Source organism: Methylobacterium sp. P1-11, from assembly GCF_008329595.1.
In the GTDB taxonomy this organism is placed as follows: domain Bacteria; phylum Pseudomonadota; class Alphaproteobacteria; order Rhizobiales; family Beijerinckiaceae; genus Methylobacterium.
On sequence record NZ_NPKS01000012.1, the window covers coordinates 35083 to 51999 of the forward strand.

16 protein-coding genes and 1 pseudogene are annotated in these 16917 nt (G+C 67.8%); 10 read left to right on the top strand and 7 right to left on the bottom strand.

Annotated elements, in window-relative coordinates; translation table 11 throughout:
• Positions 1-149 precede the first annotated feature (149 nt).
• Both CIW48_RS34520 and CIW48_RS13765 read right to left on the bottom strand, forming a co-directional pair.
• Positions 150-284: a hypothetical protein gene (locus CIW48_RS34520; protein WP_281407343.1), complete on the bottom strand. Its 135-nt coding sequence runs from the start codon at positions 282-284 to the stop codon at positions 150-152.
• Positions 285-502: 218 nt separating this feature from the next.
• A complete protein-coding gene (locus CIW48_RS13765) occupies positions 503-1219 on the bottom strand; it encodes a Crp/Fnr family transcriptional regulator (RefSeq protein WP_149311287.1) in 717 nt (238 codons plus the stop codon).
• A 465-nt stretch (positions 1220-1684) separates the two neighbouring features.
• Here CIW48_RS13765 and CIW48_RS13770 point away from each other — a divergent pair, with 465 nt between their 5' ends.
• Positions 1685-2401 (top strand): helix-turn-helix transcriptional regulator, encoded by a 717-nt coding sequence (locus CIW48_RS13770; protein ID WP_149311288.1) that lies wholly within the window; start codon positions 1685-1687, stop codon positions 2399-2401.
• A gap of 176 nt (positions 2402-2577) precedes the next feature.
• Here the strand turns inward: CIW48_RS13770 and CIW48_RS13775 are convergent, their stop codons facing one another.
• From CIW48_RS13775 to CIW48_RS13790, 4 genes are all read right to left on the bottom strand, one after another.
• On the bottom strand, positions 2578-3942 hold the full coding sequence (locus CIW48_RS13775) for a S8 family serine peptidase (RefSeq protein WP_149311289.1): 1365 nt from the start codon (positions 3940-3942) through the stop codon (positions 2578-2580).
• Positions 3943-4009: 67 nt separating this feature from the next.
• Positions 4010-4771 carry a phosphatase PAP2 family protein gene (locus tag CIW48_RS13780; protein WP_246695242.1) on the bottom strand — a complete coding sequence of 254 codons (762 nt, stop codon included), beginning with the start codon at positions 4769-4771 and terminating at the stop codon, positions 4010-4012.
• 87 nt (positions 4772-4858) lie between these two features.
• Complete coding sequence (locus CIW48_RS13785) at positions 4859-6661, bottom strand: adenylate/guanylate cyclase domain-containing protein (protein WP_149311291.1); 1803 nt, start codon at positions 6659-6661, stop codon at positions 4859-4861.
• A gap of 538 nt (positions 6662-7199) precedes the next feature.
• Positions 7200-7844, bottom strand: a complete 645-nt coding sequence (locus tag CIW48_RS13790) for an SGNH/GDSL hydrolase family protein (RefSeq protein WP_149311292.1) — start codon at positions 7842-7844, stop codon at positions 7200-7202.
• A 70-nt stretch (positions 7845-7914) separates the two neighbouring features.
• Between CIW48_RS13790 and CIW48_RS13795 the strand changes: the two are divergent.
• The 4 genes and pseudogenes from CIW48_RS13795 to CIW48_RS13810 form a co-directional block, all read left to right on the top strand.
• Positions 7915-8093, top strand: a pseudogene (locus CIW48_RS13795) (IS5/IS1182 family transposase); the annotation flags it as partial.
• 182 nt (positions 8094-8275) lie between these two features.
• Positions 8276-9367, top strand: a complete 1092-nt coding sequence (locus CIW48_RS13800; RefSeq protein ID WP_149311293.1) for an alkene reductase — start codon at positions 8276-8278, stop codon at positions 9365-9367.
• Between the two features lie 104 nt (positions 9368-9471).
• Complete coding sequence (locus CIW48_RS13805; protein ID WP_149311294.1) at positions 9472-11385, top strand: PAS domain S-box protein; 1914 nt, start codon at positions 9472-9474, stop codon at positions 11383-11385.
• A gap of 1 nt (position 11386) precedes the next feature.
• Complete coding sequence (locus CIW48_RS13810; protein WP_149311295.1) at positions 11387-12106, top strand: HAD hydrolase-like protein; 720 nt, start codon at positions 11387-11389, stop codon at positions 12104-12106.
• Here the strand turns inward: CIW48_RS13810 and bamE are convergent.
• Positions 12043-12540 (bottom strand): outer membrane protein assembly factor BamE, encoded by a 498-nt coding sequence (bamE, locus tag CIW48_RS13815; protein WP_091777857.1) that lies wholly within the window; start codon positions 12538-12540, stop codon positions 12043-12045. The genes CIW48_RS13810 and bamE overlap by 64 nt on opposite strands.
• 155 nt (positions 12541-12695) lie before the next feature.
• Between bamE and CIW48_RS13820 the strand changes: the two genes are divergently transcribed.
• From CIW48_RS13820 to CIW48_RS13840, 5 genes are all read left to right on the top strand, one after another.
• On the top strand, positions 12696-13265 hold the full coding sequence (locus CIW48_RS13820) for a ubiquinol-cytochrome C chaperone family protein (protein WP_149311296.1): 570 nt from the start codon (positions 12696-12698) through the stop codon (positions 13263-13265).
• Positions 13262-13777: a DUF177 domain-containing protein gene (locus CIW48_RS13825; protein WP_149311297.1), complete on the top strand. Its 516-nt coding sequence runs from the start codon at positions 13262-13264 to the stop codon at positions 13775-13777. Before CIW48_RS13820 ends, CIW48_RS13825 begins: the two co-directional genes overlap by 4 nt.
• 401 nt (positions 13778-14178) lie before the next feature.
• Positions 14179-15213, top strand: a complete 1035-nt coding sequence (gene plsX / locus CIW48_RS13830; RefSeq protein WP_149311298.1) for a phosphate acyltransferase PlsX — start codon at positions 14179-14181, stop codon at positions 15211-15213.
• Between the two features lie 107 nt (positions 15214-15320).
• The gene (locus tag CIW48_RS13835) at positions 15321-16328 is read left to right on the top strand and encodes a beta-ketoacyl-ACP synthase III (protein WP_149311299.1); all 1008 of its coding nucleotides are present in this window, start codon (positions 15321-15323) and stop codon (positions 16326-16328) included.
• Positions 16329-16495: 167 nt separating this feature from the next.
• Positions 16496-16816 (top strand): integration host factor subunit alpha, encoded by a 321-nt coding sequence (locus CIW48_RS13840; RefSeq protein ID WP_149311300.1) that lies wholly within the window; start codon positions 16496-16498, stop codon positions 16814-16816.
• Positions 16817-16917 lie beyond the last annotated feature (101 nt).

Sequence of the window (16917 nt, forward strand, 5' to 3'; positions counted from 1 at the left end):
GGCTTGTGGACCCAATGCAGAAACGCCGCCGCAGGATCTACAGCGCAGGCTCTTGACCATCCTGCTGCGACATCAAAACTGCGCCCCAGCGCGCGCAATCCCGCAAGAACTGGAACCTTGGTGGTGTGCAGCCGGCGCGGCTGCCATCATCATGGTCGGTCGGGTATGTTGATCCGCAATAAGCCGACATCCTCCAGTTCACGATCGGTGAAATGCAGCAGAATGCGGTGACTGCTCCGAATCCGGGCTTGTGCCACTAGCAGGTCCAGCAGGAAGCGCAGCATCGACGGCCTCCGCGTCGTGAATGCGACTTACCTAATCAGATCCCGGTTGTGGGAGGTGTGATGCGCCTCACATTCGCTCCGCGATGCGGGCACAGACGCGTACGGATCTGGAAGAGACTGACGTGAATACACGCGGTTCGTGCATGCGCCTCAAGACATACGAATACTCAGGGCGAAAATCCTGTGCAATCTGAGGTGGAAATCGGGTGCCATGCGAGTCAGATCTCGCTTGCCGTATGGCCTTGCGCGATCTTCCGCAAGGCTTTGTGGTCGTAGATCGTGCAGGCGCCCGGCACCAGAGAGATATAACCCTTCCGCTGCCAAGCTGAGAGATGCCGGTTGGTGCCCTCTCGCGAGAGACCGACCATATGCCCGAGTTCGCGTTGGGTGGTCAGGACACGAGTGCCATCCCGGTCCGAGCCACCGGCCAGCGTGATCAGCACCTTGGCCAGACGCTGTTCTGCGCCTGCGAAGGCTTGATCCGTTAATTGCTGGCTTGTCCGGCGCAGTCGTCCGCTCAGGATTGCGAGCAATCGGACTGCCAGAACGGGGAAGTCATCGAAAAGAGGCAGCAGGTCGCGCCGTTCGAGCAGCAGCAGGCAACAGCGGGTCGCCGCGATCGCGTCGGCCGTCCGGGGCCCATCATCGAGCAAAGCGATCTCACCGAAAACCTCGTCCGGGCCAATGAGATTCATCACCAGTTCCGACCGGCCCTCTGGACCGGGCGCCGAGATTCGGACGTGGCCGCTGACGACAGCAAGCAGCCCATGGCTCTCGTCTCCCCGGCAGAAGATGCGCTGACCGCAGCGGAATGTGAGAGGCTGCGCGCGGAGTGCGAGCCGGTCGAGGACCGCTTGCGGAGCCTCCCAGAACAGCTTGTGCCGCGACAGCACGGCACGCTTATCGACAATCGAGCCGGCTTTACCGGACCGCACGCGCCGGGCTCCTGCTCGGTTGCCCGAAGCACAGCATCGAATCGCTGCGCGGCGAAAATCCGTAGCGTTCAGGATCTCGCATATTCCGCCGCATCCGATGCATGCCGCTGATGAAAGATACCGTATTCGGGGTTCGTGAGCGGCATGCACACGATAGCGCGACGGCTGAATGCTGTAAAAGGGTATCTCGCACGCTGGGCCCCGGCAGCGCGCTCGGATCGGAAGGCCCGGAGAAACGGTCGATGATCTGATGCTCTGGGCGGCGGCGTCGTCGAGCGGCGATCGAAGCGCGCCGCTGTCGGGGCGTCCGCGATGTCGCTCGCTGTAAGACGCAGAGCGTGCGGATCCGCGGCGATGCCGGGGCCTCTACCCGTGTGATGACCGTCACACGTGCTGCGAGCCGATCAACTTTACAATCTCCGCTCCCACGAGGTGCTTCGCCCTAAGCCTGATGAGAGGCTGCTCATGCAAACTGCCCCAGACCAGAAGCCTTTCAGGCCCGACCTGTCGTCGCCGGCGCTCAAGGATCCGGCCCACGCCCTCTCGAATTGGAAAGGCATGGCCAGCGGTCGCCAATACGGATCTCCAAACCCGGACGCTGTCGAGGGCGCGCTTCGCACCTTCGTTGATCAGTTCGAGGAGGGGTTGGCGGTTGTCGACAAGTGCGGGCGGGCGCTGTTCCTCAATGCTGCTGCCAAACAGATTCTGGACGGCACTCATTTGCGCCTTCTAGACGGATATTTGCGTGCGAATTCGTCGAGCGGCAGCATGGCGCTCCGCAAGATGATCGACGACTGCGCAGTCAAGAATTGCGGTGGCTCGCTTCGTCTCGTCTCCGGCTGCGATACGTTGCTGATCGCCGCGAGCGCAATTCCGTTCAAGAACAATTCGATCTTAGAGACATCTGTGCTTCTGCGACTGATCAATCCTGCGACTGCTCTGCTGCCGAGCGAGAGCGCGCTGCGGGCACAGTTCGGATTCACCCACACCGAAGCCGCGCTCGCCCTCGAGATGCTCGCCGGAAACGACCTGGCCGCCTGTGCGATCCATCGAGGGATCACGCTGAACACGGCACGCGCTCACCTGCGCAGCATGTTCGATAAGACGGAGACATGCCGTCAAGCGTCCTTGATACGACTCCTTCTGCTCTGCCCGCGAACGATCATGGGGCAGGCCGTTTAAATTGCATCGACCCGGATCCCGACGGGTTCAGGCCGCGGTGGTGCTCGAAGCCTCCCAGACGTCGGCCAACCGGCCATGGGAACAGCTGTGCCCTGTATCCGATCGTGTGAGACGGATCAGTCACGCATGTCATTCGCTGCGGCAGAGTTCTCATGCCCGGCCCGCGGCCACGGGCATCAAGGGATCAGCCCCAGGCTGCGGCCGGCTTCGACGGGCCGCAGGACGCCGTAGCCGAACTCCGCGTTCCATCCTGCAGGTCCGGATTGCAGGGCGGTCGCGCGCAGGGTCTGCACCATCGACGCGGCCGTGGTGGCCGTCGGCTTCGCGCCCGTACGAAGGGCCGCGACACAGCCGGCCGCGACCGCGCAGGCCGCTGAGGTTCCCCCATCGGGCACGAACCGGCTCCGGCTGAGCGAGCCCAGGAAATGGCTGTAGGCCGTCAGGTCCGGTTTCTGCGGCATCATCCCGGCGATCGACGGTCCCTTGGCGGAATAGCCGAGCCGCTCCCCAGCGACCGTGCAGGCGGCAAGGGTGAGCACCTCCGGATAGGCGTTGCCCCCCATGATCGCACCCGTCGCCCGCTTGAGGCACGGAGCTGCGGGGCATTCGGGCCCACAATTCGAGCCCGCGAACACGACGTCGATTCCGGCGAGCGTCAGGGCGCGCACGAACGACCGGAACGGATGGTTCGGGTTGTCGACGTAGCGGCCGGGATGACCTTCAGGAAAGTCGAGGCTCGGGTGGTAGATGCCCCAGCTGTTGCTCACGACGAGCGCGTCGTGCCCGGCGGGCGGCCCGTCGAGCACCCAGCGAGTGATCAGGAACCAGTAGGCCTGGATGGCCGCTCCGACCGTCCCCGCAGCCGTGTGATCGCCAGCCGCGCGGGCGGTGAGTGCCGGGATGTCCAGCAGGGTGGCCTTCGGCGCCGCAATCAGCGCGTCAAAGGCGCACATCGTCCCGTGCCCGACCCGGTGCATGCCGGGTACGGAGACGATGGCCGGGGGCGACCAGGACTGGTCGGCGTCGAGGAGCGGCGGCGTGCCGAGCCGCGCGCTCAGCCGCGCCAGGGAGACCCCAACATCCACGATGGCGATCGCCACGCCCGTGCCGTCGAGGCCGTTCCGGGCAAGCACACCCGTGTCGAGCCGCGTCCGCACATCCGCCGCGGTCCCGGCCGCACGGCTGCTGCCGCAGGTCAGGGTCGTGCCGATCTCGGCATCTGAATAGATCGCACCCCCATCGAGCGTGGCGGGAATCTCTCCGGAGGCAGGCACGGGGATGGTGGCGCGCACCAGGAACCGATCCGACCGGCGTGAGTCGAAGGCCATGGGAGAGATCTCCCGCGCGGGCGCTCCCGCGCCGATCGGGATCGCCCCGAAATCACCGTCGAGCTTCACCCCATCCGGGACCCGATGCGCGCTGAGCCAGCGGTTGGGTGCCTCGCGCGCGGTCAGACTTTCGGCGGTCCGCACCAGGGCCGGATCGCGCGGCCTTTCCCAGAGAACGCGACGGAATCCGGATTGCGGTACATTGCGCGCCACGGACGCCTCCATTCTTCGCCGCGCGATCAGGCGCTGCCGAAGCGATGTCCGCCTCGGCGGTGCATGGTCAGACCCATTCCGCCTGTGCAGCCACCAGCGTGTCCTTGTAGAGCTGGCACTGCTTGATGAAGGGCTTCAGCTGCTGGCCCACCTGGAGGCCGACATCGACGTCCTGACGGAAGTGCAGGCCCGCAATGACGCGGTTGAAGCCAACCCGCGCGGCCAGCGCCTCCAGGGCCTGGGCGTGGGCCGGAACAAGTTCCGCCAGGCAGGCGGAGGTAAAGCTCCCGATCAGAGCGTGACCGGCCGGATAGGAAGCGTGACCCGGCACCGGAACCGGCGGGTAGAGCATCGGGCAAACCTGGGATGGCCGCGGCCGTGTTGGGTTGCGCAGCTTCAGCATCATCATCGCCAGCTCGCCGCAACGCGCGATCAGCTTCATCAGCAAATAGGTCTGCGGATGCGAGGCCCTGCTGATGTTCAGCAGCTGCAGCCAGGAGGTCTGGAAGTTTTGGTTCTGCTGGACGATCTCCGAGAGTGCGTCCGGGCGCTCGGTGATCGCCAGGATCAACAGATCGTCGATCATCGCCTGGGTGATGGCGGCCGGCCCCGGCAGCGCAATCGCGGCATCCCAGGTCTTGGTGCCCACCTTTGCCTTAATGAATTGCGGCATGATGGCGAGCGCGAGCAGGTCAGGATCCCAATCGGAGGCCCGAAATTTGGCGGTGAGATTGGCCGGAACCGGGATCTCCGCGAGCGGACGGTCAGCACGCATGGCGAAGACCTGCGGACCGGGAGACGTCGCGGTGTCGGCCCAGTTGCCGCCCATAGGACTATTCCAGTTGCCGCCCAGCGCGTCGAACCAGTTGCCTCCCATCGCCCGCTCCCCAATCCGCCATGGCGCAGACTGCCGCCCCTATTGCGGCAGCCCGGCCCTCTCCAGCCTATCTATAAATTCTTCTAACAGCATTCGTGAAAAGGGGCATCTGGCGGAATAAGCTTTCAGGCGGAAATCTGGCTGAATTGAGAGGATTGCTTGCGCGACGCGTTTGGCTTCCGGAATTCGATCTAGGGCAACCAGCGTTGCCGCAAGTATTCTCAAATTTGCGCTGAGCCTTTGATTAAGAGTGTAGGTCCTCTGAGACCATACGAGCGCCTCTTCGTAGTTTTTATTAAGATAATGTGCCTGCCCCAGGAACATAAGGTAAAAATAGGATTGCACGTCGACCGGAGAGAGGCGCAGCCCTTGCTCCGCACGGCTGACGGCCGCGTCTCCCTGTCCGACATAGCCGTAAACGCCACTACTGAGGGTCCAGGCCATCGCGTTGCCGGGCGAGGCTTCAAGGGCGCGCTCGAAGATCAGCATCGCCTTGTCGTATTCGCGGAAGAAGAGCGCCTGGGTGTGACCGTGGACTGCGAGCGCGAACCCGTCTGCCGGGTCGCGCTCGACAGCGGCGACCGCGAGGCGTGTCGCCTCCTCGGCCTCGGAGGCTACGTCCGTGGCCCAGCCCTGCGCCACGTTGTGGATGTGCCACAGAGCGGCGTACGCGAAGGACGTCGCGTAGGTCTCGTCGGCCCGCATGGCGTCCTGCAGAAGTTCACGGGCTTTCGGAAACTCAGGACTGCGCATGAGGTACATCGTGTCGACAGCCTGCAGCACGAGTTCGTAGGCGTTCCGGTTCTCGGAGCGCTTACGAAGCGCGCGCTTCAGCTCGGCCTCGCGGACATGGGGGGCGATGCTCCACAAGATGCGAGTGGCGATGCGGCTCTGCATTGCGAAGATGTCGGAGGTCGATCCGTCGTAACGGTCGGCCCAGATGACCGCACCGGTCTCCTGATCGGCGAGGCTGGCGTTGATCCGCAGCTTCCCCCTGTTCACCGCCACGGACCCGCTGAGCACGTAGCGCACACCCAGTTCGCGGCTGACCCGCCGGCGGTCGATGCTACGGCCCTGATACGGCAGGGTGGAGCTGCGCGCGATGACCAGCAACCCGCGCACGCTTTGCAGCGCCACGATGAGGTCGTTGGCCAGCCCCATCCCGATGTAGTCCGAGCCGATCGCCTGCCCATCGGTATGGAAGGGCAGCACTGCGATCGACGGGACCTTGGCCTTCCGCCGACGCAGCGGTCGCGCCGCTGGATCGGATTCGGGCTGGCTCCCCAGCACCGAATAAGCCCGCACCGGTATCGCCATGTTTTTGAGGTGGACCGGACCGAGATCGATCGCCTTGATCTTCGCGCGTGGCGCGATCGAGTCGAAGACGGGCTTGGAGATGATGATGCCGTCCGCCGGCGCCATTTCCTGCAAGCGCGCCGCAATATTGACGCCGCGGCCGAACACGTCGCCGGAATCGATGATCGTGGAGGCGACGTTGACGCCGATCCGGAACCTGATCTTGCGCTCGCTTGACTGGGCGCGCTCCGTGGCGGCGACCTCGTCCTGCAGTTGCATCGCGCACGCGACCGCGTCGAGCGGCGAGTCGAAGGACGCGATCAAGCCATCGCCGGTGTTCTTGACGATGTGGCCACGGAAAGAGACGACACAGGGATCGATCGTGCGAACCCTGAGCGCGCGGAGCCGCGTGTGCGTGTCCTCTTCGGCGATCTCGGTCAGTCGCGAGTAGCCCACCACGTCGGCCGCCAGGATCGCGAGCGTGCTGCGGACGATTTCCTCGGCTGGCGCCCGCGCATCCGCCGTCCGTGGCTCCTGATCGTCCATCCGTAACGAGCGATCCCGATGAAGCCGTGCATCGCGGCAGTATGGTTCCTTATCATGGTGGGGCGTACCTGGGGAGCAGCCTCCTGATCAGGACTTCTCCATCGGGACTCAGGAGCAGAGTTGAGCTAGCCAGTCGATTTGCATCGCGCCTGCGGAAGACTGCATCCAGACCTCCCGACAGGATCGCCGAACTGACCAAGATTCTGAAAAGCAGGCGCCAGCCGGTCGTCTTCGACAATACGGGCAATCTGACGAAGCTGGCCGATCCTGATACTCCGTATATCCGCGTGACCGCCGACCTGATCGACAAGCACAGCGCCTGAGTGAGGCTGGCCGGTACTTCCGCCTCCTCGCCAGTCGAGCTATCGACCCAGGCTGATCGCGGTCGGCCTGCGCCTACGGGGTGCTCGCCCCGTGCGCCCGGTCTGGGCCACGTACAGCCCCATCCGGCCTTTCGGCGGATGCCAGCCCGACGCGGCGCGACCGAGGGCGTGCGGATCGCCCCTCGAGCCGGTGAATTGCGTCGGACAAGACCGCCTCATCCCTGTCGCACGCGGGCAAATACCCTGCTGTCGCGCTGCTCGGGTTGCGCTTGAACGAAGGCGCGGATGGCTTCGGCGATCTTGCGCCCGCCCTGTACCGATGGCTCAATCGGATTGGCAAAGTCGGCGTTCTCGCTGCAGAGAACACGCAGATCAAGGATGTCGAGGCCGCGGGCGAACGCCTCGCGCGTGATGACGTCGTTGAGCAAGGTGAGCGCCGTGCTCGCCAGCAGCCTGCGCTGCGGATCCGGGTAGCGCGGATCGTAGATCGTGCAGAGGGCCGTTGGCCGTGCCACCGACCGGACCGCATCCAGCATGGCCGCGTACTCGGCCTGGAAGCGCTCCCGCACCTCGGCCAGAAGGCCCAGGGCGTCGGCCACCGAACGGGCGGTCCGTTCGAGCACACCGGACGCACGCAGCGCATCGTTGCCCCCGACACTCACCACAAGGTGGGTGGTGTCGGGCGGGATGCCTCCAAGTTGACGGCGGACATCCGCCGTGACGTTCCCATCGAGGGCGAGGCGCGTCGCCTGCCATGAATCGGGCAGCGCCGAGCGAAGCTGCTGCACGACCTCGGGCCCCACGCCGACATAGGCCGCATTGTCGAAGACGGAGTCACCGAGGAGAATGACGTGCGCCATTGGTGCCTCACCTGAAATGTCTGTCTCAGAGCGCGTCCGGCAGGCGTCCCGCGCGGGGTTGAGTGGCCGCTACGCTGGTGACGGGCCGGCGGCCGCCACGATCATTGCCCTCGAGAGCGCGCGCAAGCCGCTCGATCAGGTCGGCCTTGCCGTGCATCCACGTCGGCGGGCGTTGCCCGGTTCTTCGCCGGGATCAGCCGCAACCGACGCCTGTGGAAAGACCCGGAAGCCTCGCTCGTCTCAGCCCAGTGTCGATCGTCGCCTGTGCGCTCACCGAGAAGATGCGCGGCCCTGCGCGGCTCGCTGTGTGCGCCCCCGCACGCGCCGGTCAGTCCCGCGGCGCAGCACCTTGGCATCGCGGTGCCGCAGCGCCACCTCGGCGCCGGAATAAAACCGGACGCGGCCTGCGCCGCACCTGCACGAGGTAACCCATGCCGTCCCTGCTCGACCCGATCCGCATCGGCGCCATCGAGGCGAAGAACCGGATCTTCATGGCCCCGCTCACCCGCGGCCGCGGCACCCGCGAGCACGTTCCGACCCCGATCATGGCCGAGTATTACGCCCAGCGCGCCGGCGCCGGCTTGATCCTTACCGAGGCGACCGGCATCAGCCAGGAGGGGCTCGGCTGGCCCTACGCGCCGGGCATCTGGTCCGATGCCCAGGTCGATGCGTGGCGACCGATCGTGAAAGCGGTGCACGACCGGGGCGGCAAGATCGTCTGCCAGATCTGGCACATGGGCCGGATGGTCCATCCGGATTTCCTCGGCGGCGCCAAGCCGGTCTCGTCCTCCGCCACCACGGCGCCCGACCAGGCCCACACCTATTCCGGCAAGAAGCCCTACGGCGAGGCGCGCGCCCTCGAGGTGTCCGAGATCCCGCGGCTGCTCGCCGATTACGAACGGGCCACCGCCAATGCCGTGGCGGCCGGCTTCGACGGCGTGCAGATCCATGCGGCGAACGGCTACCTGATCGACGAGTTCCTCCGCGACGGCACCAACCATCGCACCGACCAGTACGGCGGCTCCATCGAGAACCGCGTGCGGCTGCTGCGCGAGGTGACCGAGGCGGTGGCCAAGGTCGTCGGGCCGGAGCGCACCGGCGTGCGTCTCTCGCCGAACGGCGCGATCCAGGGCTGCAACGATTCGAATCCGGAGCCGCTGTTCGTGGCTGCCGCCCAGGCGCTCGCCGATGCCGGGATCGCCTTCCTCGAGATGCGCGAGCCGGGACCGAACGGCACCTTCGGCAAGGCCGATCACCCGCCGATCGCGCCGGCGATGCGGCGCGTGTTCCGCAACCCGATGATCCTGAACGCCGATTACGACGGGATCAGCGGCCAGAAGGTGCTGGATGCCGGCGAGGCCGACGCGATCGCGTTCGGCCGGACCTTCATCGCCAATCCGGACCTCGTCGAGCGGATCGCCAAGGGGGCACCGCTCAACAAGGACGACGCTGCGACTTGGTACAGCCAGGGCCCGGAGGGTTACATCGACTACCCGACCCTGACCGAGTCCCGCGCCGCCTGAGGCGTCGCGGCCAGGTTTCGCCGCCGCGCTCCGGACAGGCGCGGCGGCAAAGCGTGGCGGTCCCTAGGCAGCGGACCGTCGCGCGCCTATGTGAAGGCAGGACCATGGATGTGCCTGCACCTCACACGCTCGCGGAAGCCGGACCGACCGACGGGCGCTGGAGCGCCGCGGACCGGATCGCGGAACTGCGCGACCTCGCGATCCTCGATTCCGAGCCGGAGCCGCTCTACGACGATCTCGTGCGGGTCGCCGCCTATGTCTGCCGAGCGCCAGTCGCGCTGGTCAGCCTGGTGGATGCCGAGCGGCAATGGTTCAAGTCGGAGGTGGGCCTCGGCAAACGCGAGCTGCCGATCACCTGCTCAGTCTGCGCCTACACGATCGAGGCCGGCGATCTGCTCATCATCCCGGATCTGACGGCAGATCCGCGGACCACGGAAAATCCCCTGGTGACCGGGGCGCCGGCCTTCCGCTTCTACGCGGGCGCGGTGATCCGGGGCAGCTACGGCATCCCGCTCGGCGCGTTGTGCGTGCTGGACCGCGTCCCGCGGCCCGACGGGCTCGATCCGGAGCAAACAGCGACGCTACTGGCGCTGGCGCGGCAGATCTCGAGCCTGCTGGAGCATCGCCGGACGCTGGCGAAGGTCGCCGCACGCGAGGCCGAGCTCGCCGCGAGCGAGCGCCGCTTCCGCGTGATGACCGCCGCGATGCCGCAGATGGTCTGGACCACCCGGCCGGACGGTTTCCACGACTATTACAACGACCGCTGGTACGAGTTCACCGGCGTCCCTTACGGCTCCACCGACGGCGAGGGCTGGAACGGGGTGTTCCATCCCGAGGATCAGGAGCGGGCCTGGACGCGCTGGCGCCGCTGCCTCGCGACCGGCGAGCCCTACGAGATCGAGTATCGCCTGCGCCATCACAGCGGCGACTATCGCTGGACCCTCGGGCGCGCCATGCCGATCCGGGACGCCGAGGGGCGAATCGAGCGCTGGTTCGGGACCTGTACCGACATCGACGATCTGAAGCGCGCCGAGGCCGAGGCCCGCAAGCTCGCGGTGATCGTCGAGACCTCCAAGGATTTCATCGGACTCTCCACCCTCGAGGGCGCGATCACGCATCTCAACGAGGCGGCGCTGACCCTGGTCGGCCTGCCCGATCTCGCCGCCGCGTGCGCATGCAAGGTTCACGATTTCTTCACCGACGATAGCCGGCGGGTGCTGGCCGAGACCGTGATGCCGGCGGTACGTCGGGAGGGCTTCTGGGAGGGCGAACTCGCCTTCCGGCACTTCGTCACCGGCGAGCCCGTATCGGTGCTCTACAACATCTTCCCGGTGCGCGACCCGACCGGGGCGGAGATCGGCTACGCCACCGTGACCCGCGACCTGCGCGAGGCGAAGCGCGCCGAGGAGGCCCGCGACCTGCTGATCCGCGAGCTGTCGCACCGGATCAAGAACATCTTCGCGGTGGTGGGCGGCCTCGCCGCCCTGACCGCCCGGAGCGATCCCGCGGCCAAGCCGTTCGTGGCGGCGTTCCGCGAGCGGCTCGGGGCGCTGGCCCGGGCCCACGAATATGTCCGTCCGCATTCTCCCGACAGCGCCCCGCCGGTCGCCGGCCAGACGGTGCTCGGGCTGATGCGCCTGATCATGGCCGCCTACGATGAGGACGGCCGCTCGCGCGTGATGATCAGTGGCGACGATGCCGAGATCGGCGAGCGCACCGCCACGGCCCTCGCGCTGATCATGCACGAGCAGGCCACCAACGCGGTCAAGTATGGCGGCCTCTCGACGCGCGCGGGCGGCGTCTCGCTGAGCGGGATCCGGGAGGCGGGCCGCTACATGCTGACCTGGCGAGAGGAGGGGGGCCCGCAGGTCACCGGCGCGCCGTCCCGGAAGGGCTTCGGCACGGTGCTGGCGGAGCGCAGCGTTGCCGGCCAGCTCGACGGCGTGCTGGAGCACGATTGGGCGCCGGGTGGTCTCCTGATGCGGCTCAGCGTCCCGCTCGAGAACCTGCGGACCTGACATGGCCCGGCCGCCGGGCGCGCCCGGACCAGGGCTCGTCGTCCTCGATTTCGACGGTACGCTGGCCGACAGCTTCGCGTGGTTCTGCTCGGTGCTGAACGGCGTCGCCGACCGCTACCGTTTCCGCCGGGTCGAAGCCCACGAGGTCGAGGAACTGCGGCTTCAGGGCGCGCGGGCGATCGTCGCCCATCTCGGCATCCCGCGCTGGAAGCTGCCGCTCATCGCCCGCCACATGCACACGCTGGCCGCGCGCGACGCCGCGCAGATCGCCCTGTTTCCCGGTATCCCGGCGATGCTCGCCGCGATCGCGGAGGGAGGCGTCCCGCTGGCGATCCTGTCGTCGAACCGCGCCGAGACGGTGCGGCGGGTGCTCGGGCCGGACAATGCCGCCCGCATCGGCGCCTATGCCTGCGGGGCCTCGATCTTCGGGAAGGCGCGTCGGTTGCGGGCCCTGCTCGCGCGGACCGGCGTGCCGCCGGGCCGGGCTCTCTGCATCGGCGACGAGATCCGCGACCTCGAGGCGGCGCGCGCCCTCGGCTGTCCATTCGGGGCCGTGGCCTGGGGCTACACCGACCCGCAGGCCCTCGCGTCCCTCGGTCCCGAGCACCTGTTCTCGGAGCCAGGGGAGATCGCCCGCCTCGTGGCGGGCGCGGCCGATCACAGGCCGCGATTTGCGCCCGGCACGACGCTGGTGCCGCTGCCGCTGCCGAATGGCTCGTAGCGGGTCAGGCCGCGGAACAGCTGGCTCAGGAAGGCGCGGTCGGCGCCGCTCGTCGGCGTCGTGCGCTCGATGAAGTCGAAGATCCGGCCGTCCTGCAGGCCGTAGAGCGCCACCCGCTCGACCTTGAAGGCGGACGAGAAATAGACCGCCGTCACCTTCTGGTCCTCGACCTGCTCACCCAGGAACATGATCGTGCGGCGGGTGTTCTGCGAGATGTAGTACCAGGACTTGTTCCCCACGGTGGACACGGTCGAGGGCGTGCCGAGGATCTGCAGCACCTGCTCGGGGCTCATGCCGGGTTTGATCGTGGCGAGTGCCGCCTGATCGACCTGATAGCCGTGACGCAGCTCCTCGCCGATGCAGCCGGACAGACCGGTTGCCGCAAGGCCGAGCAGGGCGAGGCGCGCGAAGGACTGGACGAAACGGCGCCGCATCGGGCCCCCAGAGAGCGTGTTGACGGACGGGGCGCAACCGTCGCCGCCGACACGGGGCTCCGACGGCGCTTGCGCCCTGGGCGTGGGTTGCCGTACCGCGGGGTTATGGCTTTGACAAGGCAAGCTTGGCCACAGATGGCCGGGGTTCGGCACCGATGATCGCCGCGTTGTTCCGGCGCGCGCGCGCACGGCGCCGCGCCGTCGAAGGGCTCCACCTGGCCCTCAGCCAGGCCGCACGCCGGCCGGGCCTCTACACGCGCCTCGGCGTGCCCGACACCGTCGAGGGCCGGTTCGAAGCCCTGTGCCTGCACGCCATCCTGGTCCTGCGCCGGCTGAACCGGCTGCCGGAACCCGCCGCCGAGGTGGCGCAGGATCTCGTGAATTCGGTGTTCACCCAACTCGATGCTTCCTTGCGCGAACTGGGGGTCGGCGACATGGGCGTGTCCAAGAGGATGAAGAAGCTCGGTGCAGCCTTCTATGGTCGGGCCGAGGGCTACGATGCCGCCCTGGAGGCCGGCGATACGGCGGCCCTGCGCGCCGTTCTCGTCCGCAACGTGCTGGGCGGAGAGGGTGACGGACGCGCGCTCTCCGCCTACGTGCAAGCCGCCGATGCCGCCCTCGCCGGGGCGGATCTCGACGGGCTGCTCGGGGCCGGCCCGCCCTTCCCGGAGCCGGACGGCTTCGCGCCGGCATCGGCCCACGCTGGAGATGGAGGAAACCCATGACCCGCCACGCCAGCCCGGACGGCTTTCCCCTCGCGCGCTGGGTCAGCGTCGAGCGCCTGCCCCAGGGGCGCGGCGCCGTCACCGTGGAGGCGAGCCCGGCCGAGTGCGCGGCGCTGGCCGCCGATTTCGGCATCCCCGGAATTCGCGATCTGGTCGGGCGCTTCGCCATCGAGGGGCCGACCAGCCGCCTCACCGTGACCGGCACCGTGGAGGCCCTGGTGACGCAGGTCTGCACCGTCAGTCTCGAACCCTTCGAGGCGCCGGTCCGGGAGCCGGTCGAGGTGGTGTTCACCGATACCGACCAGCTCGCCGGTACCGATGCCGAGGACGCCGATATCCCCGACCCGCTGGTCGGCGGCCGCATCGATTTCGGTGCGCTCACCGCCGAATTCCTGGCGCTCGGTCTCGATCCCTACCCACGCAAGCCCGGCATCACCTTCGAACCGGTGGTGGCAGGCGACGAGTCGGGACCGTTCGATAAGCTGCGCCGGATCCGTGACGGGGAGGCGTAGGCCCGGCTCGTCCGAGGTGTCGGGTGGATAGAGGGGGCTGTGGCTTCCCCGGGCGCATGGAGCGCCAGCAGTGGGCGCCCCGCGATCCAAGCGCAGGCTGTTGCGAAGCGTCCCGATGAAGCAACCTGTGCTGCTGATGCGGCCGGCCTGCGTGCTGGATCCCGGACCGCCCGCCACTGCGTTCCAGGCGTCCGGGACTGGGCGCGTCCCGGGTCAAACTGGACGTGATCGCGCAGCGCATTCTGCCAAACACCTTGCCAGGGCTGCTTCCCGGTCGGAGAACGGAACCGTGCATCGCCCGAATTCATTTGCCCGCCGGGCCGGTATCGCTATGGTCCGCCGCGCTTGACGGACCCTGCCCCGCCATATCCCCCCGCTGAGACCCGCGACCCGCTACCGATATGTCCCAACGCGTGTGCATCTCGCTCGACGCCATGGGCGGCGACCACGGGCCCACTACGGTCGTGCCCGGAGCGGCGCTGGCTCGCGAGCGCCATCCCGAGACCACCTTCCTGATGTTCGGCGACGAGGCCGTGATCGCGCCGCTCGTCGCCAAGGAGCCCAGGCTCAAGGACGCCGTCGAGATCCGCCACACCAGCGTGTCCGTGGCCATGGACGACAAGCCGAGCCAGGCGGTGCGCCAGGGCCGGGGCAAGTCGTCCATGTGGCAAGCGATTCAGGCCGTCCGCGATGGCCAGGCCGATGCTTGCGTATCGGCCGGCAATACCGGCGCCCTGATGGCGATGTCGAAGATCTGCCTCAAGACCATGTCGGGCATCGAGCGCCCGGCGATCGCCTGCCTGTGGCCGACCGTGCGCGGCGAGAGCGTCGTGCTCGACGTCGGCGCCACCATCGGCACGGATGCCGAGCACTTGGTCGAGATGGCCGTGATGGGCTCGGCCATGGCGCGCATTGTATTCGACCTCGAGCGTCCCACCGTCGGCCTGCTCAACGTCGGCACCGAGGAGATGAAGGGCAACGAGGCGGTCAAGGAGGCCGCCCGGATCCTGCGCGAGATGGAGAGTCCGGGCCTCACCTATCACGGCTTCGTCGAGGGCACGGATCTCGGGCGCGGCACGGTCGACGTGGTGGTGACCGAGGGGTTCACCGGCAACATCGCCCTCAAGACCGCCGAGGGTACCGCCAAGCAGATCGGCACGTATCTCCGCGCCGCCATGACCCGGACGTTGGCGGCCAAGATCGGGGCCCTGTTCGCGCGGCAAGCCTTCCGGGCGCTGAAGGATAAGATGAATCCGAGCCGGGCCAATGGCGGCGTGTTCCTCGGCCTGGAGGGCATTGTCATCAAGAGTCACGGCTCGGAGAACGCGCAGGGCTTCGCTGCGGCGATCGATCTGGCGCACGACATGGCGCGTCACGACATGATCCGCACGATCCGCGAGATGCTCGACCAGACGGCGGCGCTGGCGCCGGCCTGAACGGCCGGTGCTGGCTTGAGTGCCCGTCGCCGGACGGGATGGAAATCGGACGGTCGCGGCATCACACCTGAGAATTGTGAAGCCGCTACCGTCCGGGAAGGACACAGATGGCAACGCTCCGCACAGATCCCGAGCAGTCCCGGCGCGCCCCGAAGCTGCGCTCGGTGGTGGTCGGGACCGGGTCGAGCCTGCCCGCGCGGGTGGTGACGAACGCCGCCCTCGCCGAGCGGGTCGACACCTCCGACGAATGGATCGTCCAGCGCACCGGTATCCGCCAGCGGCACATCGCGGACGAGAGCGAGACCACGTCGGTGCTCGGCACGCAGGCCGCTCGCGCCGCTCTGGAGGATGCGGGGCTGACGGCGGACGACATCGACCTCGTCATCTGCGCCACCTCGACGCCGGACCACACATTCCCGTCAACCGCGACCCAGATCCAGGCAGGGCTGGGCATCCACCAGGGGGCGGCCTTCGACCTCCAGGCGGTCTGCGCCGGCTTCGTCTTCGCGGTCTCGACCGCCGACAAGTTCCTGACCACCGGGGCCGCCCGCCGGGCGCTGGTGGTCGGTGCCGAGACCTTCTCGCGGATTGTCGACTGGGAGGACCGCACCACCTGCGTCCTCTTCGGCGACGGGGCGGGCGCCATCGTGCTGGAGGCGCAGGAGGCGGCGGAGGGCCGCGGCGTCCTCAGCACGAGCCTGCGCTCGGACGGCCGCCACCGGGAGAAGCTCTACGTCGACGGCGGCCCCGGCTCCACCGGCACCACCGGGCGCCTCCGCATGGAGGGACGCGACGTGTTCCGGTTCGCCGTCGGACAAGTCACCGACGTGATCGTCGAGGCGTTCGAGCAGGCGGGCACGACCGCGGAGGACCTCGACTGGTTCGTGCCGCACCAAGCGAACCGCCGCATCATCGAGGCATCCGCCGACAAGCTCGGGATCGCCCGGGACAAGATCGTCCTGACGGTGGACCGCCACGGCAACACCTCGGCGGCCTCGATTCCCCTGGCGCTCGACGTGGCGCGGCGGGACGGCCGCATCCAGGCGGGCGACCTCGTGATGATCGAGGCGATCGGCGGCGGCTTCAGCTGGGGGGCGGCGCTCATCCGCTGGTAACGCCGCCGGCGGCGTACCTGAAACAATTCGCTGCCCCGGCGTGGTTGACCATGGGCAGAGCGCCGATTAGCGTGCCGGATCATAGGGATACGCCTTGAGCGTTTGGCGCCGCCGTCTGGGCCGCGACATGCGTGATGGGGCGAACGATGCGGGCGAGGGGACACGGCATGACAGGCAAGACGGTGACGCGCGCCGACTTGAGCGAGGCCGTCTACCATCAGGTGGGCCTGTCGCGGACCGAGTCGGCAGCCCTCGTCGAGACTGTGCTGTCGGAGATTTGCACCTGCCTGGCGAGCGGCGAGACGGTGAAGCTGTCCTCGTTCGGCTCCTTCGTGGTGCGCAGCAAGGGCAAGCGTGTCGGCCGCAATCCCAAGACCGGGGTCGAGGTGGCGATCGAGCCGCGGCAGGTGATGGTGTTCAAGCCCTCCAACGTGCTCAAGGCCAAGATCAACGGTCTGAACGGCGCGGGCGCGCACGACGACGATTGAGCGGGGAGAGGCGCCGCGCGGCGTTTCCGGCGCTGCGTCCCCGAACGCCGCCGGATTCCTGCAGCCATCAGGCTTGAGTGCGGCCCTGTGACCCGGCAAGA